A 21,293-nucleotide genomic window follows, 5' to 3' on the forward strand; every position below is an offset into this window, starting at 1 on the left:
GTCAGGCGACCTTGTCCGCGTCACCCTCCATCTCCGCCAGCAGCGCGGCGACCTGCTCGTCGGAGAGGTTGTCCAGGTTCTCCAGCAGCTGCTCGGCCCCGCCACCCGCGGCCTTCTTCGGCAGGGGCGCGGCCTCGGGCAGCTCGTAGCCCAGGCGGGTGGCCAGCGCGCGCGTGGACGCGTCCAGCGCGCGGGGCCACTGGATGCGCTTCCAGGAGTCGCTGCGCTCACCCTCGATGCGGGTGTGCTGGAGGATGTTCGGGTCGCCGAGGCCACCCAGCATGCGCTCGCGCTTGCCGTCGTACGGCTGCACCATGCCGGCGTCGTAGGGCAGCTCGAGGAAGTCGCTGACGCCCTTCATCACCCGCTCCGGCTCGCTCACCAGCTCCTCGTAGCGGACCCAGTGCACGCGCTCGGAGCCGATGCGCGCGTAGAAGTCGAGCAGGTTCTGGTTGGGCATGGCCCACACCGTCTCCGCGACGGCGTAGGGGTCCACGTCCGCCGAGCCGAAGAGGCTGGGGCCGAAGAGCCGGTCGAAGCGCATGCGCACCAGCGACTCCATGACGGGCAGCGGGTGGCGGATGAGGAAGAGGTACTTCGGCTTGTCGAACAGCTCCTCGCCCCGTTGCAGCGTCTCCGGGTCCATGGCGTACGGCGGCGTCTTGTCCACCAGCAGGCGCGGGCCGGACAGCTCCTGCAGCCGCCCGTAGACGGCCTGCGCGGAGACGTCGTCCGCCACCAGCTTGTCCAGGAACTGCTGGCCCGCGGTGGAGTCGACCTTGAGCATCTCCATGAAGGCCCACAGGAGGCCGCGCTCGGTCCACTCCATCTCGTGGCCGAAGCCCACGTTCTGCTTCCACTCCTTCATCGTCTCGAAGAAGAGGAGGTTCAGCTCGGGCGGGCAGAACAGGCGCGGGTGGCCGGCGAGCATGACGCGGAAGAGCGTGGAGCCCGCGCGCGGCGTGGAGTGCACGAAGACCATGCTCGGGTTCTTCTTCGCGGCGCGCACCTTGGGGCCGGAGGCCTGCCGGCGGTAGGGGCGCAGCGACAGGGCCGACAGCGGCAGGTCCGTGGCGAAGCGGCCCGGGTCCGACTGGCGCTCCATCTCCGCCAGCAGGTAGCGCGACAGCTCGGGCAGCGTGGCGTGCTCGCGCAGCTCATGCGGGTAGAGCTGGAACTTGAGCTCCTTCTTCAGGTCGAACTCCAGCTCGGAGCCGATGGCGTCCAAATCCAACCCCGCGAGGCTGCCGTTGGCGGGCAGGTCCTTCACGGCGCGGTTGGTCACCTTGGCCACCTTGCGGCGCAGCCAGTCCTCCAGGAGCGACGGGCGCTCGGTGGGGAAGGCCGTGCGCAGGGCCTCGGCCAGGGGCTTGGACGGCACGGCCTCGCGCGCCGCCAGCTCCTTCGCGATGAGGCCGGAGAGGCCGGCCACGGTGGGGTTCTCGAAGAGGCTGCGCAGCGGCGGCTCCACCTTGAAGGTGGCCTGGAGCTGGTTGCGCAGCTGCGTGGCCAGCAGCGAGTGCCCGCCCAGGTCGAAGAAGTCGTCGTGCAGGCCCACCTCGGCCACGCCGAGCAGCTCGCTCCACAGCGCGGCCACGGCCTTCTCCAAGTCGGTGCCCGGCGCGACGAAGGCCGTCTTGCCCCGGCGCACGCGGTTGGCGGCCTTCTTCTGCGGCGTGCCCGGCGCCTTCGCCTCGCGGTTGACCCACAGGCGCACGCGCTGCTCCAGGTCGCCGGTGATGACCACCACCTGGCCGTCGAGCCCGGCCTGCACCACGCGGCGCAGCGCCTGGGTGCCCTCCGGAATCGACATGGTGTACTGGTCCATCGCCGTGCGCAGCGAGGTGTGCTTCGTCTCCTCGGGCCACGGGTCCCAGGAGGCGCTCACCCAGCGCGGCGACTCGAGGCCCCGCCGGCTCTCCGCGAAGGCGTCCAGGAACTGGTTGCCCGCCGCGTAGGTGAAGTGCGCCAAGCCTCCCAGCACCGACGAGCTGGACGAGAAGAGCAGCACGAAGTCCACCGCGTGCCCGCGCAGCGCCTCCTCCAGCGCGTAGGTGCCGTACACCTTGGGGCCGAACTGCGTCTCGGCCGCGTCGCGGCGCACGTCCGTCAGCGCCATGTACGGCGAGTCACCGCGGGTGACGCCCGCCGTGTGCAGCACGCCGTGCAGCGCGCCGAAGCGGGCCTCCGCCTTGGCCACCGCCGCCTTGAGCTTCGCGGCGTCCGCCACGTCGGCGTCGAGCACCAGCACCTCGGCGCCCTTCGCCTCCAGCTCCTTCACGCGGCGGATGCGGCGGCTCGTCGTGTCGTCCTCGGCATGGCTGGAAAGCCACGCGTCCCACGTGCTCCGCTCCGGCAGCGGCGTACGGCCGAGCAGCGCCAGCTTCGCCTTGAAGGTCTCCGCCAGGTGGTCCGCCAGCATGAGGCCCACCGCGCCCATGCCGCCGGTGATGAGGTACACGCCGCCCTCGCGCATCGGCGCCAGGGGCGCGCCCTTCGCCTCCAGCCGCACGGGGGTGTAGGCCTGGACGTAGCGGCGGGTGCCGCGCAGCACCACCAGCAGCTCGGAGCCGCGGGCGCTGAACTCCGACACCAGCAGCCCGGCCAGCCGCTCCGCGCGGGGGCTGGACGGCACCGGCACCTCCACCTCCACGCAGCGGGCGGTGACGTGCTGGAGCTCCTGCGGAATCACCTTGCAGGCGGTGAGCAGCGGGGACTTCTCCGCCAGCGCCTGGTGCTCGCCCTCCAAGTCATGGAGGCGGTTGGAGACCACCTCCACGCGCACCGGCCGGGTGCCCTTCGCGAGCGCCTGACCCAGCGCGAGCAGGCTGTAGTAGCCGCCGTCCTGCACCTTGCGGAACAGCTCCGGGCCGGAGCCCGTCACGTCCGGCGCGGTGAGGCTCCACAGGTGGACGACGACGTCGGCGGGCAGGCCCTGCTTCTCCAGGTCCTCGAACACCGCCTGCAGGTCCGTCTTGCTGTCCGGCGCGGCGGTGTAGCGACGCGCGTCCTCGCGGGCGTACGCCTTGCCCGCCTTCACGGTGACGACGTCACGGCCTTCCGCCTTCAGGCGGCGGGCCAGCGCCTCGCCCACGCCGAGCCCGTCCTCCAGCAACACCCAGCAGCGCGACTTCGCCAGCGCCTCGGCGTCCAGCGCGGGCGGGGCCGCGGGCTTCCACGCGGGGACGTGGAACCAGTCCGCCACGTCCGCGTGCTTGCCCGTGGGCGCGCGCGACTGCGCCTGCGCGGCGGCGCCCTCCACGGCGTCCACCCAGTAACGCTCGCGCTCGAAGGGGTAGCCCGGCAGCGGCACGCGGTGGCGCTTCTGCGCGGTGTAGAGGCCCTTCCAGTCCACCGGCACGCCGGCCAGCCACAGCTCGCCGAGCACGCCCATCAGCTTCGCGGCGTCGGACTCGGGCTTCTGCGGGTGGCGGGACGACGAGAGCACCGTGCGCCCGGCCGTCTCCGGCTGCGCCTTGGCGAGGCTGCCCAGCGTCTGCCCGGGGCCCACCTCCAGCAGCACGTCGGAGGCGTCCTTCAGCAGCTCGCGCAGCCCCTGGGCGAAGCGCACGGGCGAGCGCAGGTGGCGGGCCCAGTACGCCGGGTCCGTGGCCTGCGCGGCGTCAATCCACGTGCCCGTCACGTTGGACACGTACGGCAGCTTCGGCGCCTGCAGGCGCACGCGGCGGACCGCGTCCGTGAAGGGCGCGAGGATGGAGTCCATCATCGCGGAGTGGAAGGCGTGCGACGTGTGCAGCCGCCGCGCCTGGACGCCGCGCGCGGAGAGCTTCGCCTCCAGCGCATCCACCGCCTCCGTGGGGCCGGCCACCACGCACATCGCCGGGCCGTTGACGGCCGCGAGGTCCAGCTTCCCCTCCAGCAGCGCGGTGACTTCGGCCTCCGGCAGCGGCACGGCGAGCATGGAGCCCGCGGGCAGCGACTGCATCAGCCGGCCGCGCGTGGCCACCAACGCCAGCGCGTCGTCCAGCGTGAAGACGCCCGCGAGGCAGGCGGCCACGTACTCGCCGATGCTGTGGCCCACCATGGCGCGCGGCTCCACGCCCCAGGCCATCCACAGCTTCGCCAGCGCGTACTCGATGACGAACAGCGCCGGCTGGGTGAGCGCGGTGCCCTCCAGCTTCTTCGTGGCCTCGGCCTCGCCGGCGGGGGCGGGGTAGAGGACGGTGCGCAGGTCCAGACCGAGGTGCGGCTTGAGCTTCTCCGCGCAGGTGTCCACCTCGGCGCGGAAGGCGGGCTCGCTGTCATACAGCTCGCGCGCCATGTTGACGTGCTGCGCGCCCTGGCCGGGGAACATGAAGACCACCGGCCGGTCACCCACCTCGCGCAGGCCCGTGAGGACGCGCGCGGGCGCGCGGGAGGCCAGCGCCTCCGCGGCGTCCTGCGTGGTGCGGGCCACCAGCACGCGGCGGTGGTCGAAGTCCTTGCGGCCCACCTGGAGCGTGAAGGCCACGTCCGCCAGCGACGCGCCCGGGTGCTCCTTCAGCCACGCCGCCAGGTTGTCGGTGGCCGTGTCCAGCGCGGCCTCGCTCCGGGCCGACACCAGCAGCAGCTGCGCGGGGCGGGAGGGGCCGGAGGCCTCGGCCTTCGGGGCCTCCTCGAGGATGACGTGGGCGTTGGTGCCGCCGAAGCCGAACGAGCTGACACCCGCGCGCAGCGGGCCCGTGCCCATCCAGTCCGTCAGCTTCGTGTTGACGGTGAAGGGGCTGTTGCCGAAGTCGATCTGCGGGTTGGGCGCCGTGAAGTTCAGCATCGGCGGCAGCTTGCGGTGCTGCAGCTGCATCACCGTCTTGATGAAGCCCGCCATGCCCGCGGCCACGTCCAGGTGGCCCACGTTGCCCTTGGCCGTGCCCAGCTTGCAGAAGCCCTTCTTGTCCGTGCTCGCGCGCCACGCGTTGTTGAGCGCGAGGATTTCAATGGGGTCTCCCAGCGAGGTGCCGGTGCCGTGGGCCTCCAGGTAGCTGATGGCGTCCGCGTCCAGCCCGGCGCACGCCAGCGACTCCAGCAGCACCTCCGTCTGGCCTTCCACGCTGGGCGCGGTGAAGGACGCCTTGTGCGAGCCGTCGTTGTTCACCGCCGAGCCGCGCACCACGGCCAGGACGTTGTCGCCGTCGGCAATCGCGTCCTGCAGGCGCTTGAGCACCACCACGCCCGCGCCGCTGCCGAAGACGGTGCCCTCCGCCTTCGCGTCGAAGGGGCGCACGTGCCCGTCCGGGGACAGCATGCTGCCCGGCTCGTAGGTGTAGCCCGCGCGGTGCGGCACGTTGACGGCGGTGGCCGCGGCCAGGGCCATGCGGCACTCGCCCATCAGCAGGCTCTGGCAGGCCAGGTGGATGGCGACGAGCGACGTGGAGCACGCCGTCTGCACCATGGTGCTGGGGCCGGTGAGGTTGAGCTTGTACGAGACGCGAGTGGCCAGCGACGACATGTCGTTGCCCAGCTCCACCAGCAGGCGGTCCTGCGGCTGGAGCGAGGCGCGGTTGGCCAGCACGTGGAAGAGGTACGTGCTGGTGCGGGTGCCAGCGAAGACGGAGACGCGCTCGCCCGGGTGCTTGTCCGGGTCATAGCCCGCGTGCTCCAGCGCCTCCCACGCGCACTCCAGCAGCAGGCGCTGCTGCGGGTCCATGACGCGCGCCTCCAGCGGCGTGTAGCCGAAGAAGTCCGCGTCGAAGTTCTCCACGCCGTCCAGCACCGGCGCCGCCTTCACGTAGCGGCCGTTGCCCATTTCGTCGGCGGGCACACCCGCGGCGCGGAGCTCGTCGTCGGTGAGGGGGACGATGGACTCCACGCCCGCGCACAGGTTCTTCCAGAACTGCTCCACGTCCTTCGCACCGGGGAAGCGTCCGGCCATGCCGATGACGGCAATGGCCAGTCCCTCGTAGGAGGACTCGTCGGTCTCGTTGATGTCTGCCATGGGGGTATTTCTCGTGGGGTGTGGGCGGTGCGCGCTCGCGCGCTGCTACCGCTGCTTGCGGTGGAGCCACTGGTTGCGGCGGCTCAGTTCTTCCTTGCGCTTCGCCAGCTTCTCCGCGCGCTCGCGGGCCGCCGCGTCGCCCTCGCCCAGCAACTCCGCGAGCGAGCGCGCCGTGGGGCGCTGGTACAGGGTGGCGGCCGGCACCTCCACCTGGAGGGCCTGCCGGAGCTGTGCGGACGCTTGCACCGCGAGGAGCGAGTCCGCGCCCAGCTCGAAGAAGTTGTCGTCGATGCCCAGCGGGTCGATGCCCAGCACCCCCTGCAGCACCGTGGCGAGCGTGCGCTCCAGCTCATTGCGCGGCGCCACGTAGGCCGTGGCGAGCGTGGGGCGCGGGTGGTTCTTCCGGCCGCCCGTCGCGGTGCCCGCCTGGGCCTGCGACGTGGAGCGCGCCGACTGGCGCCGCCGCGAGGCGAGGTCCGCCGTGCACACGGCGATGGGCCCGCCCGAGGCGCCCGAGAGGATGCGGCGCGTGGCGTCCACTCCCTCGGAGGGACTGAGCGCGAACTTCGCGAGCGCCCCCAGCGCGGCGGTGTCATCCAGCTTCCACGCGTCCCAGCCCACGCTGTGCCAGGGCACGGTACCCGCGTCGGAGCGCGCCTCGGCGAAGGCGTCCAGGTATGCGCTGGACGCCGCGTGCGCCACCTGTCCCAGGCCGCCCAACACCGAGGACAGCGACGACATGAGCAGCACGAAGTCCAGGCCCTCTGCCGGCAGCGCGGTGGCCAGGGCCCGCAGGCCATTCACGCCGGGGTCGAAGCACGCGGCGCGCTGCTCGGGGCCGAGGTCCTGGATGGCCCCCAGCATGGCGCCCCGCAGCCCGCTCGCGGCGTGGATGACGCCGTCGAGGCGGCCGAAGCGCTCCCGCGTGCGCGTCACCGCGCCCTGGAGTTGCGCCTCGTCCGTCGCGTCCACGCCGAGCACCAGCACCTCGGCTCCGAAGGACTGCAGCGCCTGCGCGGCCTCCACCTTGCGGCGCATGGCGTCCGTCGGCTCGTGGGTGGCCAGCCACTGCTCCCACTGGTCGCGGTCCGGGAAGCCCGGCGCCTCCACCAGCGCGAGGCGCGCCTGGAGCGTCCTCGCCAGGTCGGAGGCCAGCACGTTGCCCGGGCCCTCCAGGCCGTCGGTGATGAGGTACACGCCCTGCTCACGCAGCGGGCGGCTGGACGCGGCGTCGTGCGCCAGCGGCAGCGGCTCGAAGGTCTGCACCCAGCGCTGGCGCCCGCGCCAGGCGACCACCGGCTCCGCCGCGCCCGTGAAGAGCTCCGACAGCAGCTGCTCCGCCAGCACGGCGGCGTCCTCGATGCGGCCCGCCGGGGCCACGTCCACCAGCCGGCAGGTGACGTGCGGGTACTCCTGCGGAATCACGCGGCAGGGGCCCAGCAGCGCGGCCAGCTCGGGCACCAGGGCGTCCGCGCGCTCCACCTTCGCGGCCCCGCTGGTCGCCACGAACCAGGGCTGCTTCTCCGTCTGTCCCTTCGCGCCCAGCGCCTGCGCGAGCGACAGGAGGCTGTGCAGGCCCGTGTCCAGCGCCAGCTCGCGCAGCACGTTGCCCGCCGTCACGCCCCACAGGTGCACGACGCCGCCGACGGTGTGGCCCTGCTGCTGGAGCGCGTCCAGCAGCGCGGCGTAGTCCTCGCGCCGATTCGGGTCCACCGTGAAGCTGCCGTCGTTCAACGGGCTGAAGCCCGTGCCGGGGACGACGCGCGCCACGGCATGGCCCGCCGCCACCAGCTTCGCGACGAGCGCGTCCGCCACGCCCACGGCGTCCGCGAACACCAGCCAGCTGCGCACGCCGGCCGCGGGCCCGGTGGCCACGGCCGCACGCGACAGCGGCGCGCGCTTCCACGACGGCACGTAGAACCAGTCCGCCGGGTTGCTGTTCTTCTCCGGCGACGCGGTGGGGGCGGCCGCCGCCGGACGCGCCGTGCCCAGGCCGGTGCCGGGACGCGCATCAATCCAGTAGCGCTGCCGCTCGAAGGGGTAGGTGGGCAGCGGCAGCCGGCGCCGCTGCTCCTTCTTCGTGAAGCCCGCCCAGTCCGGGTGGACGCCGTTGAGCCACAGCTTCCCCAGCGCCGTCACGAGCACCGTCACGTCGTCGGCGGTCGTCTCGCGCGGGTGCCGCGTGCAGGAGACGGCCACGCGCGTCTCGGCGCCGGGCTGCTGCCGCGCCAGCGAGGCGAGCGTCGTGCCCGGGCCCACCTCCAGCAACGCGAGCTGCGGCTTCTGCGCCAGCGTGCGCAGGCCCGCGTCGAAGCGCACGGCCTGGCGCAGGTGCTGCGCCCAGTACGCCGGGTCCGTGGCCTGCGCGGCGTCAATCCACGTGCCCGTCACGTTGGAGAGGAACGGGAGCTTCGGCGCGTTGCGCTTCACCGCGCGCACCGCGTCCATGAAGGCCGGGAGGATGGGGTCCATCATCGCCGAGTGGAACGCGTGCGACGTGTGCAGCTTCGCCACGCCAATGGCCTGGGCCTCCAGCCTCGCCTGGAGCGCGGCAATCGCCTCCGTCGGCCCGGCCACCACCGTGAGGCGCGGCCCGTTGACGGCGGCCAGGGACAGCTCCGGCGTCAGGTACGGCCGCAGCGCATCCTCGGAGAGCTGCACGCTCACCATGGCGCCGGCGGGGAGCGACTGCATGAGCTGCCCGCGCTTGGCCACCAGCGCGAGCGCGTCCTTCAAGTCGAAGACGCCCGCGAGGCACGCGGCGACATACTCGCCCACGCTGTGCCCCAGCATGGCCTGCGGCTTCACGCCCCAGGACATCCACAGCCGCGCCAGCGCGTACTCCACCGCGAAGAGGGCCGGCTGCGTCAGGGCCGTCTGGCCCAGCTTCTTCGCCGCTTCCTCCGCGCCCGCGGCGTCCGGGTACAGCACCGTGCGCAAATCCAGCCCCAGGTGCGGGAGCAGGTGCGTGGCGCAGGCGTCCAGGTGCTCGCGGAAGACGGGCTCGGCGTCGTACAGCCCGCGCGCCATGCCCACGTACTGCGAGCCCTGGCCCGGGAAGAGGAAGGCCACCGGCCGGTCCTGCACCTGGGGCGCGTCCGTCAGGCAGCGCGGCGTGCCCTCGGCTTCGAGCGCGGCGAGCGCGTCGTCCCGGTCCGTGCACACCAGCACGCGGCGGTGCGACATGGGCTGGCGCCCCACCTGGAGCGTGTACGCCACGTCCGCGAGCGACTGCTCGGGGTGCTCGCGCAGGTGCTTCGTCAGCCGCTGCGTGGCGGCGTCCAGCGCGGTGGCGGAGCGGGCCGACAGCACCAGCACCTGCGCCTTCCGGGACGGCCCGGACGGGGGCAGGGCGGGGGCCTCCTGGAGGACGATGTGCGCGTTGGTGCCGCCCACGCCGAAGGAGCTGACGCCCGCGCGGCGCGGGTGCTTCGGGTGCGCCGGCCAGGGCTCCAGCTTCGCGTTGACGTAGAAGGGGCTGGCCTCGAAATCAATCTCCGGGCTGGGCTGCTCGAAGTGGAGGCTGGGCACCAGCTCGCGGTGCTGGAGCGACAGCACCGCCTTGATGAGGCTGGACACTCCGGCCGCGTTCGCCAGGTGGCCGATGTTCGTCTTCACCGAGCCAATGGGAATCCTGCGCGCGGTGGTGGCCGGGGCCGCGGCGCTGGCCTTGCGCGGACGGAACGCCTTGGTGAGCGCGCGCACCTCGATGGGGTCACCCATCTTCGTGCCGGTGCCGTGCGCCTCCACGTAGCCGATGCTCTCCGGCTCCACGCCCGCGGCGCCCAGGGCCTCGGCGATGACGGCGGCCTGGCCCTCGACGCTCGGCGCGGTGTAGCCCACCTTCGCCGAGCCGTCGTTGTTGATGGCGGAGCCCTTGATGACGGCGTGGATGAAGTCGCCGTCCTCCAGCGCGTCCTTCAGGCGCTTGAGCACCACCACGCCCGCGCCGCTGCCGAACACCGTGCCGTCCGCCTTCGCGTCGAAGGCGCGGCAGTGCCCGTCCGGCGAGACGATGCCGCCGGGCAGGTAGCGGTAGCCCTCCGGGTGCTTCACGTGCACGGACACGCCGCCGGCCAGGGCGATGTCACACTCCTCGTTGAGGAGGCTCTGGACGGCGACGTGCGTGGCCACCAGCGACGTGGAGCACGCACTGGAGATGGAGTAGCTGGGCCCGCGCAGGTTGAGCTTGTACGCGACGCGGGTGCCCAGGAAGTCGCCGCCGTTGGCGACGTCAATCTGCACCTGGTCCAGCATGCTGAGCTGGTCGGCGTTGGGCACCAGGTTGTGCAGCAGGTACGTGTTCGTCGGCGCGCCGCCGAAGACGCCGATGGCGCCCTTGAAGCCCTCGGGCGCGTAGCCCGCGCGCTCCAGCGCCTCCCAGCAGCTCTCCAGGAAGACGCGGTGCTGCGGGTCCATCAGCTCCGCCTCGCGGGGCGTGTAGCCGAAGAATCCCGCGTCGAAGAGCTCCATGCCCTCCAGCGCCGCGGACGCCTTCACCCACGACGCGTCCTTGCGCAGGGACGCGTCCACGCCCAGCGCCTCCAGCTCCGCGTCCTGTACGGGGTGGATGGACTCCACACCCTCGCGCAGGTTGCGCCAGAAGGCTTCGAGGTCGGGCGCTCCAGGGAAGCGCCCGGTCATGCCGATGATGGCGATGTCCTGCTCGTCGGCGGCGATGTCGTTGGGCATGGGCACTGACTCTTCGGGTGTGGGGTCCGTCGGGTTGCTACGGCTCAGGTCTCGTCTTCGGATGCATCCTCGGAGGACTCACCCCGGCGGGCGCGGCGGGCACGGCGGCGCGCGCCCCGGTCCATGCTGGACTCGTCCTCCTCGGCAGTGGCCACGTCGGGCGGCAGGGTGGCCGCCTTGATGAGCTTCGCCAGTGCGTGCACCGTCGGGCCCTCGTAGAGGCTGACGGCGGGGATGGAGACCTTGAACTGCTCACGCACGCGGGCGATGAGCTTCACGCCCACCAGCGAGTTGCCGCCCAGCTCGAAGAAGCTGTCGTGGACGCCCACCTGGGAGATGCCCAGCGTGGACTCCCACAGGCGCGCAATCGACTCCTCCAGCTCGTCGCGGGGCGCCACGTACGGGTTCTGCAGCGAGGGGCGCGGGGTGCGGTCCTCGGCTCCGGCGTCCTGCTGCACCAGCGCGCCCTGGGCCTTCTCCTCCTTCTGCTCCGGCCGCGTCCAGCGCGCGGCGCGGGCGGACAGGGAGCTGGTGGACACCGCCACGTGGCCCACCGGGCCCAGCGAGAGCAGGTGCTCGAAGGCCAGCGCGCCCTCGTCCGCGGAGATGGCCAGCGCGCCGAACGGCGTGGCCGCCGCCAGCGGCGAGGCCGAGCCCTCCTCGAAGCGCCACGCGTCCCAGCCCACGCTCGTCCACGGCACCGGGGACTGCTGCGTGTGCTTCGCGGCGAACGCGTCCATGAAGCCCGTGGCCGCCGTGTACGAAGCGAGCCCCAGGCCGCCCAGCACCGCCGCCAGCGACGAGGCCAGGTGGCAGAAGTCCAGCGTCCTGCCCGCCAGCGCCTCCTCCAGCGCGTACAGGCCCTGGATGCGGCTGCGGAAGTGGTTGCGCACGTCCTCCGGGCGCGTGTCCGGGATGGCGCGGAAGAGGGCCGGGTCCACGTCGCCCGCCGCGTACACCACGCCATTCAGCGCGCCGAAGCGCGACACCGCCGCGTCCACCGCGGCCTTGAGCTGCGCCCGGTCGGCCACGTCCGCGGCCACCACGTGCACCTCGGAGCCCTGGGCCTCCAGCGCCCGCACCTTCTGGATGCGGCGGCTGACCGCGTCCGCCTCACCGTGCGAGGCGAGCCACGCGTCCCAGCCGGAGCGCTCCGGCAGCGCGGTGCGGCTGGCCAGCACCAGCTTCGCCTTCACCTTGCGGGCAATGGCCTTCGCGTGCGCGGTGCCCAGCGTGCCGAAGCCGCCGAGCAGCAGGTACACGCCGCCCTCGCGCAGCGGCAGGGACTCCGGCTTCGAGGCGCCCTGGGGCACGGGCTCGAAGGCCTGCACGTGACGCTGACCGCCGCGGTACGCGACGGCGGCCTCCGCGCGGGAGGCGGCGGCGCACTCGGCGAGGAGCACGTCCGCCAGCGCGGCCTCCTGCCAGCTCCCCGCCAGCGGGAGGACGACGTCCACCGAGCGGCAGGACAGGTGCGGGTACTCCTGCGGAATCACGCGGCAGGGGCCGAGCACCGTGGCCCACTCCGGCCGGGGCTGCTCGTCCGCGAGCGCCTGCATGCGGTGGGTGACGGCCACCACCGACACCGGCTTCGCGCCGCCCTGACGGCCCAGCGCCTGCGCCAGGAAGAGCAGGCTGGAGAAGCCCCGCTCCAGCGCCGTGTCGAGCGCCGTCTCTCCGGAGGACTGCTCCGGCTCCGCGCTCCACAGGTGGAGGATGCGGTCCGGCGCGAAGCCGTCCGCGGTGAGGGCCTCCAGCAGCGACGCGTAGCCCGCGGCGTCCTTCGGGTCCACCGTCCACTGACGCGCGGCCACCTGCGCGGTGCGCGGGCCCGGCGTGAGGGTGATGACGTCCTGGCCCACGTCGGCCAGCCGCTTCGCCAGCTGCCCACCCAGGCCGTCCGGGCCCGGGGTGAAGAGCCACCAGCAGGCCTTCGTCTTCGCCCACTCACCGGAGGCGAGCGGCAGCGTGCGCTTCCACGTGGGCAGGTAGAACCAGCGCGACACGTCCTGCTTCTGGTCCGCGCCCGCCGTGTCGTCCACCTGGGCCGCCGTGGCGTGGGAAATCTTCTTCGGCTCCACCCAGAACTTCTGGCGCTCGAAGGGCGCGGTGGGCAGGGGGATGCGGCGGCGGCGCTCGCCGTCGACGAACGCGTCCCAGTCCGGCTCCACGCCCGCCAGCCACATCCGGCCCAGGGCGTTGAGCAGGAACTCCGCGTCGGAGTGGGTCTCCTTCGGGTGGCGCAGCGAGGTGACGAAGGCGTGCTGCGCGCCCTTCGCCGGGTGCTGGCGCGACAGCGTGGCCAGCGTGTTGCCGGGGCCCACCTCGAGGAGGATGGCGTCCGCGTCCTTCAGCAGCTCGCCCACGCCGTCCGCGAAGCGCACCGCGCCGCGCAGGTGCTTCGCCCAGTAGTCAGGGCTCGTGGCCTCCTCGGTGGTCACCCACTTGCCCGTCACGTTGGACAGGTAGGGCACCGTGGGCGCGTTGCGCTTCACCTTGCGCACGGCCTCGCGGAAGGCGTCCAGGATGGGGTCCATCATGGACGAGTGGAACGCGTGCGAGGTGTGCAGCCGCGAGGTGGCCACGCTCCGGGACGCGAGCTGCGCGGCGAAGGCCTCCACCGCGTCCACCGGCCCCGCCACCACGCAGGTGCCGGGGCTGTTCACGGCCGCCACCGACAGCGTCGCGGGCAGCATCCCCGTCACCTCGGACTCCGGCAGGGACACGGCCAGCATGGTGCCCGCCGGCATGCCCTGCATCAGCCGGCCGCGCGCCGCCACCAGCGACAGCGCGTCGTCCAGCGAGAAGACGCCCGCGAGGCAGGCGGCCACGTACTCGCCAATGCTGTGCCCCAGCATGGCGCGCGGCTTCACGCCCCACGCCATCCACCGGCGCGCCAGCGCGTACTCGATGACGAAGAGGGCCGGCTGGGTGAGCGCCGTCTGCTTCAGGCGCTCGGCCGCGGCCTCCGTCTGGCCCGCGGGCGGGTAGAGCACCGTGCGCAAATCCAGCCCGAGGTGCGGCTTGAGCTTCTCCGCGCACGCGTCCACGTCCGCGCGGAAGCCGGCTTCCGTCTCGTAGAGCTGCCGGCCCATGTCCACGTACTGCGCGCCCTGGCCGGAGAAGAGGAACATCACCGGCCGGCCCGCGGAGTCCTGCACGCCGGAGAGCACGCGCTGCGGATCCCTGGAGCCCAGCGCCTCCACCGCGTCCGCCACCGAGCGGCACACCAGCGCGCGGCGCTTGCCGAAGCGCTTGCGGCCCACCTGGAGCGTGAAGGCCACGTCCGCCAGGGACACGTCGGGGTTGGCCTTCAGATGAGACACCAGCCGGTCCGTGGCGGCCTCCAGCGCGGTGTCCGTGCGGGCCGACAGGAGCAGCACCTGCGCGGGGCGGCGGGGCGCGTCCGTGGCCGGCAGCGGCGGGGCCTCTTCGAGGATGGCGTGGGCGTTGGTGCCGCCCATGCCCAGCGAGCTGACGCCCGCGCGGCGGGGCGTGGCGCCCTCCGGCCAGTCGCGCAGCTGCGTGTTCACGAAGAAGGGGCTGTTGGCGAAGTCGATGGCGGGGTTGGGCGTGTCGTAGTTGAGGTGGGGCACCAGCTTCTTGTGGTGCAGCGACAGCGCCACCTTCATGAAGCCCACCGCGCCGGCCGCCGAGTCCAGGTGGCCGACGTTCGTCTTCGCCGAGCCCAGCGCGCAGAACTGCTTCGCGTCCGTGCCCTGGCGGAAGGCCTGCGTCAGCGCCGCCACTTCAATCGGGTCACCCACCTGCGTGGCGGTGCCGTGCGCCTCCACGTAGCTGATGGTGTCCGGCGTCACGCCCGCCACCGCCTGCGCGAGGGCAATCGCCTCCGCGTGGCCGTCCACGCTGGGGGCCATGTAGCTGACCTTGTGGGAGCCGTCGTTGTTGCAGGCCGAGCCCTTCACCACCGCGTAGATGGTGTCGCCGTCGCGCACCGCGTCTTCCAGGCGCTTGAGCATGAGGACGGCCGCGCCGTGGCCCGCGACGAAGCCCTGGGCCTTGGCGTCGAAGGTGTGGCAGTGCCCGTCCGGCGCCGTGGTTCCGCCCTCGTAGTAGAGGTAGCCCGCCTTCTCCGGGAAGTGGATGGACACGCCGCCGGCCAGCGCCGCGTCACACTCGTACGACAGCAGGCTCTGGCAGGCGAAGTGGATGCAGGTGAGGGACGTGGACGAGGACGACTGCACCGTGACGGCCGGGCCCTTGAGGTTGAGCCGGTAGGCGACCTCGGTGGTGAGGCTGTCCTTGTCGTTGCCGATGGACGCCTGGAGGCTCTCCAGCGACGCGACATGGGCCAGGTGCGCGTAGATGTTGTTGAGCAGGTACGTGTTCATGCTCATGCCGCCGAACACGCCCACGCGGCCGGGCTGGCGCTCCGGGCTGTAGCCCGCGCCCTCCATGGCCTCCCACGCGCACTCCAGGAAGACGCGGTGCTGCGGGTCCATCAGCGCGGCCTCGCGGGGGTTGAGCCCGAAGAAGGCCGCGTCGAACATCTCCGCGTCGCCGAGCACGCCGCCCGCCTTCACGTAGTTGGGCGCCCTCACGATGGCCGGGTCGATGCCCTCGGCGATGAGCTCCTCCTCCGTGAAGAAGGAGATTCCCTCCACGCCCCCACAGAGGTTCTTCCAGAAGTCCGCCACCGTCTTCGCGCCTGGAAGCCGGGCCCCCATGCCGATGACGGCAATGCCCTCCAAGCCCCCGCCCTCTGTCTCAATCTCGGTGCTCATGAAGTCGTCCCTGCTGGCCGCATGACGCGGCGTGGAAGTCAGTGCCTGAATTCTTACTTACGGGGCCCACGTCCCCGCGCGGCCTGCTGCCGGCGGCCCATGGCGGCCCTGCGCCGCTCGGCCTCGTCCTTGATGGACTGGGCCTGCTCCTTCGCGTCCGCGGCGCCGCCTTCCGCGTTGCCGAGGTGGCGGGCCAGCGCGTTGACGGTGGTGAGCTTGAAGAGGTCCACGAGGGCCAGGTTCGCCCCCAGCTCCTCGCGAAGGCGGCGGTGCGCCTGGGCGATGAGCATGGAGTTGCCACCCAGCTCGAAGAAGTTGTCGTGGAGTCCCACGTCGCTCACCTTGAGCACCTGCGCCCAGATGGTGGCGATGCGCCGCTCCAGCTCGCTCTCCGGCGGGGCGTAGGCGGCGGCCAGCGCGGGACGCTCGCCCTCCGGCACCGGCAGGGCGCGCGTGTCCACCTTGCCGTTGGGCGACAGCGGCAGCACCGGCAGCACCATGAAGGCGGACGGCACCATGTACGGCGGCAGCGACTCCGAGAGGAAGCCGTGGAGGTCGCTGCTGGTGGGCGCGGGCTCGGTGAGCACCACGTAGGCCACGAGGCGCCGGTCTCCCGGGGAGTCCTCGCGCGCCATGACGAAGGCGTCGCGCACGGCGGGGTGGCGGCGCACGGCGGCCTCCACCTCGCCCAGCTCGATGCGGAAGCCGCGAATCTTCACCTGGTCGTCGGCGCGGTGCAGGTACTCCAGCACGCCGTCCGGCAGCCACCGGGCCACGTCGCCGGTGCGGTACATGCGCTCACCGGGACGGAAGGGGTTGGCGACGAAGCGCTCCGCCGTCAGCTCCGGGCGGCGCCAGTAGCCGCGCGCCACGCCCAGGCCGCCCACGTACAGCTCACCCGCGCAGCCCACCGGCACGGGCTTGCGCCGCGCGTCCAGCACGTACACGTCCGTGTTGATGATGGGCTTGCCGATGGGCATCCACGCGCGGCCCTCGAGGTCCTCCGGGCGCAGGTGGTGGTACGTGGTGCAGACCGTCGTCTCCGTGAGGCCGTAGCCGTTGACCACCGTGGTGGTGTCCAGCAGCGCCTCCACGTCGCGAGCCACCAGCGCCTCGCCGCCGCTGAGCACCAGCCGCACGGGCGGCAGCGTGTCCTTGCGCGCGTTGAGGCCGGCGATGACGGCGGGCACCGTGCTGACGATGCTGATGTGGTGCCGGGCGATGAGGCCCAGCAGCAGCTCCGCGTCCAGCACCTCTTCCTCGGTGGGCAGCACCAGCGCCGCGCCCGTGCACAGGGGCGGCAGCACCTCGCCCACGAAGCTGGCCGACGCCACCGAGGTGAGCGGCAGCATCCGGTCCTTCTCACCCGGCGCGTAGGACTCCACGAAGGAGCGCACGAGGTTGGCGAGCCCGCCGTGCTCCAGCATCACGCCCTTGGGCTGGCCGGTGGAGCCGGACGTGTACACGAGGCACGCCAGGTCCTCCGCGCGCACCGCCACCGGCTCCGGCACCGTGGCGGACGCCGCCGCGCTCCAGTCCAGCTCGGTGTCCAGGCTCACCACGCGCACCGCGCCGCTGCCCGCGTGCGATGCGAGCTGGCCGTGCAGCGTGGACTGGGTGAGCAGGAGCGGGGTGCCCGCGTCGGAGAGGATGAAGGCCAGCCGCTCCACCGGGTACGCCGGGTCGATGGGCACGTAGGCCGCGCCCGTGGAGAGCACGCCCAGCACCGCGGCCACCATCTCCACCGAGCGCTCCAGGCACAGGCCCACGATGGAGCCCGGGCCCACGCCCTGCTCGCGCAGCCACGCGGAGAGGAAGCCCGCGCGCTGGCGCAGCTCGCGGTAGCTGAGCTGCTCCTCGCGGAACATCACCGCCGCCGCATCCGGCGTGCGCGCCGCCTGCGAGGCGAAGAGGGCGGGGAGCAGAGAGCCGTCCAGCGACACGCGCGGGCCGGCCTGCATCTTCAGGAGCTGCTGCGCCTCCGCCTCCGGCATCAGCGGCAGGTCCGCCAGCGCGCGGCGCGGGTCGGCCACGAGGCCGGCGAGCAGCGTGCGCAGGTGGCCGGCCATGCGGGCGATGGTGCCCGCCTCGAAGAGGTCGGTGTTGTACTCGAAGGACGCCACCAGCGCGTTGGCGGCCTCACCCATGGTGAGCGTGAGGTCGAACTGCGCGCCGCCGTGGTCCAGCGGCAGCGACTCCAGCGGCAGCCCGGCCAGCTCGGCGCGCGCGCCCGGCAAGTCCAACGCGAAGGCCGTCAGGCCGCGCTCGTCCAGGCGCGCGGCGCGCTGGTACACGAACATGACCTGGAACAGCGGCGAGCGGCTGTGGTCCCGCACCGGCTGGAGCTTGTCCACCAGCACGTTGAAGGGCTGGTCCTGGTGCTCCAGCGCCTCCAGCACCGTGCGCCGCGTGCTGGCCAGGTAGTCCGTGAAGGGCAGCGCTGCGGACGGCCGCGTGCGCACCACCAGCGGGTTGACGAAGTAGCCCGCCACGGAGGCCAGCTCCGAGCGGTGGCGGCCGGCGCTCACCACGCCCACCGTGAAGTCGTCCTGGCCGGTGTAGCGGTGCAGCAGCACCTGGAAGGCGGCCTGCAGGAGCATGTTCAGCGTGGCGCCCTGCTCGCGCGCCAGCGCCTTGAGGGACGCGGTGAGCTGCGCGTCCAGGCTCTCGGTGTGGACGCGGCCGGCGTACGTCTGCACGGGCGGACGCGGGTGGTCGGTGGGCAAATCCAGCACCGGCGGCGGGCCGGCGAGCTGCTCGCGCCAGTAGCGCTCCAGCGTCGTGCCGCGAGGGCTGGCCAGCAGCTCCGCCTGCCAGCGCGCGAAGTCCGCGTAGGTGCGCGAGGGCTTCGGCAGCGCGAGGTTCTTCCCGGCGCGCAGGGCGGGGTAGAGCGTCTCCAGCTCCTCCGCGATGACGGCCAGCGAGCCGAAGTCGGTGACGATGTGGTGCATCGCCAGGAGCAGCGCGTGGTCGTCCGCCGCGCGCGAGTACAGGCGCACGCGCAGCAGCGGTCCGGCCTCCAGGTCGAACGGGCGGCGGGCCTCGGAGGACAGGCGCTCGCGCAGGGCCGCGTCGTCCCAGCCCTTGGCGTCCACCGCCTCGAAGTCCAGCGGCAGCTCGGCGTGGATGCGCTGCACCGGGCCGGACGCCGTCATGGCGAAGGTGGTGCGCAGCGCGGGGTGGCGGGCGACGAGCGTGTCGAAGGCGCGGCGCAGGGACTCCACGTCCAGCGCGGCCTTCACGCGCACCGCGACGGGCACGTGGTACGCGGCGCTGCCGGGCGCGAGCTGGTTCAGGAACCAGAGCGCCTGCTGGCCGCCGGACAGCGGGGCGTCACCGGTGGCCTCGTGCGCGGCGACGGCGGGGCCCGAGGCCTGCGTCTTCGGCGCGGCGAGCAGCGCCAGCACGGTGTCCGCCAGCTTCTCCAGCGAGTCGCCCTGGAGGATGCCGCCCAGCGGGACGTCGATGCCGAGGCCCGCGTCGAGCGCGCTCTTGAAGTCGATGGCCATCAGCGAGTCCACGCCGTACACGTGGAGCGGGCTCTTCGCGTCCACCTGCGACGCGGGCAGGCGCAGCACCGCGGCGGCCTGCTCCTGGAGGAACACCGACAGGAGCGCGCGGCGCGCCCCCGGGTCCGTCACGGCCGTCAGCGCCTTCTGGATGAAGCTGGGCTCGCTCGCGGGGGCGGCGGCGGCGGCCGGGGCCGCGTGGGCGGGCGCGGCCTGCTCCGTGCGGGCCGGCGCGACAGGGGCCGCGGCCGGCGCGTCCAGCACGCTCTGGTGCAGCACCTCCAGGCCGCCGGACAGGAAGTCCGCGCGGGTGGCGAAGCGCTGAATCTTGCCGCTGGACGTCTTGGGCAGGCTGCCGCCCTGGATGAGCACCACCGCGTACACCTGGAGCTCGTGCGCCTCCGCGACGGCCTGGCGGATGGACGTGGAGACGGCATCCAGGTCCACGCTGCCCGACTCCACGGCGCGGCGGTCCACCTCCTGCACCACCACGAGCCGCTCCTCACCGTCCTTGTCGATGGAGAAGGTGGCGCCGCAGCCCGGCCGCAGCGCGGGGTGCACCGGCTCCACCGTGCGCTCGATGTCGTGCGGGTAGTGGTTGCGGCCGCGGATGATGATGAGGTCCTTCATGCGGCCGGTGACGTACAGCTCGCCGCCGTCCAGGAAGCCCAGGTCGCCCGTGCGCAGGTAGCGCGCGTCGTCCCCGGGCACCTTCGCGCCGAAGGCCGCCGCCGTCTGCTCCGGACGGTTCCAGTAGCCCTGCGCCACGCTGGGGCCGGACACCCAGACCTCACCCACCTGCCCCGGCGCCAGCGGCGCCCCCGTCTCCGGGTGGGCGATGAGGAGCTTCTGTCCGTCCAGGTTGCGCCCCGAGCCCACCAGCGTCTGCGCGCCCGGGCGCTCCGGCTGGGACAGCTGGACGCGGTGGCCCTTCAGCGCGGCGGCGTCCACGGTGCGCAGCACCGGCGCCTCCGGCTTGAGGCCGCCCGACGCGATGAGGGTGCCCTCCGCCAGGCCGTAGCAGGGGTAGAAGGCTTCCATCTTGAAGCCGCTCGGACCGAACACCTCCGCGAAGCGGCGCAGCGTCTCCGGCTGGAGCGGCTCGGCGCCGTTGAAGGCCAGGTCCCACTTGCTCAGGTCGAGCGCGGCGCGCTCCTCCGGCGTCACCTTCCGGATGCACAAGTCGTAGGCGAAGTTCGGACCGCCGCTGGTGGTGGCCCCGTAGCGCGACACCGCCTTCAGCCAGCGCAGCGGACGCTTGAGGAAGTCCACCGGCGACATCAGCACCACCGGGAAGCCACCGTAGAGCGGCTGGAGGATGCCGCCGATGAGGCCCATGTCGTGGTACGGCGGCAGCCAGATGACGCCCTGGCTGTCCTTCGAGTGCCCGAAGCACCCGTAGATGAGCCCCAGGTTGTGCATCAGGTTGGCGTGGCTGAGCACCACGCCCTTGGGCGACGACGTGGAGCCGGAGGTGTACTGGAGGAAGACGGTGGTGCCGGCGGTGGCGCCCGGGTGCTTCCACGCCTCGCCGGTGGACTCGTCCAGCGTGTCCGTGGCCAGCCAGTGCAGCTCGCGCAGCTCCGGCGCCTGCTCGAAGAGCATCTCTCCCATGCCGAGGATGAAGTCGGTGGTGAGCGCGACGGTGGCCTGCGCGTCCTGGCTGATGGCCAGGAGGCGGGGCAGGGTGCGGCCCAGGCGCATCGGGTCCGGCGGGTAGATGGGGACGGCGATGACGCCCGCGTAGAGGCAGCCGAAGAAGCCGGCGATGTAGTCCAGCCCGGGCGGGTACAGCAGCAGGGCCCGCTGGCCCTGCGCGCCGCGCGCCTGCAGGGCGGCGGCGATGGCGCGCGCCTTCCGGTCCAGCTCCGCGTACGTGAGGTGCGCTTCCTCCTCGTCGCCGTCGACGAGGAAGGTGAAGCCACGCTGGTTCGGCTGTCGCTCCGCGCGGAAGCGCAGCAGCTCCACGAGCGTGTCACAGCGGGAATCCAGGTCCGAAGGAAGACCGGTGGGCACGACGCCTCCTAGAGATGTATCGCGGTAGCAGCGCCGTGTTTCCCGGGGAGACACGGGCTGTTCGAGAAGCCCCGGTGAAGGGCCTTCTCGTGAGGGCCCGATAATTGAGACAGGGCGTTTAGAACAGATGAAACAGGCTCAAGGGGAGTAACGACGGGTGAAGCCTGCATGTCACCCCTGACAGCACTCCATCCCAGCGCGGGTGCGCGGACTCCGGAATGGGGCTGCGACGCGGAGTGAGGGAGGGGTCACACGGCACCGGGCCGCGCAGGGAAGGGATTCTGGCTGTCGAATCATGGCCGGGGTGTGGGTCACGCGTGACGTCGCGAGCGGCCATATTCACAGTCCGAGCGCATTCTTGCAAATAGGACAGCCGGCCGTGCGTGCCACCCGCCCCAT

4 protein-coding genes are annotated in these 21,293 nt (G+C 72.7%); all 4 read right to left on the reverse strand.

What is annotated here, in order from left to right; translation table 11 throughout:
• Position 1 precedes the first annotated feature (1 nt).
• The 4 genes from ACX9TP_RS13285 to ACX9TP_RS13300 are packed head-to-tail and all read right to left on the reverse strand — an operon-like array spanning position 2 to position 20,894.
• A complete protein-coding gene (locus ACX9TP_RS13285; RefSeq protein ID WP_482980086.1) occupies positions 2–5,932 on the reverse strand; it encodes an SDR family oxidoreductase in 5,931 nt (1,976 codons plus the stop codon).
• A gap of 45 nt (positions 5,933–5,977) precedes the next feature.
• On the reverse strand, positions 5,978–10,624 hold the full coding sequence (locus tag ACX9TP_RS13290) for a type I polyketide synthase (RefSeq protein WP_482980087.1): 4,647 nt from the start codon (positions 10,622–10,624) through the stop codon (positions 5,978–5,980).
• Positions 10,625–10,668: 44 nt separating this feature from the next.
• The gene (locus tag ACX9TP_RS13295; protein WP_482980088.1) at positions 10,669–15,369 is read right to left on the reverse strand and encodes a type I polyketide synthase; all 4,701 of its coding nucleotides are present in this window, start codon (positions 15,367–15,369) and stop codon (positions 10,669–10,671) included.
• Between the two features lie 53 nt (positions 15,370–15,422).
• A complete protein-coding gene (locus ACX9TP_RS13300; RefSeq protein ID WP_482980089.1) occupies positions 15,423–20,894 on the reverse strand; it encodes an amino acid adenylation domain-containing protein in 5,472 nt (1,823 codons plus the stop codon).
• Positions 20,895–21,293: the final 399 nt, after the last annotated feature.

This window comes from Pyxidicoccus sp. M15, from assembly GCF_056858435.1.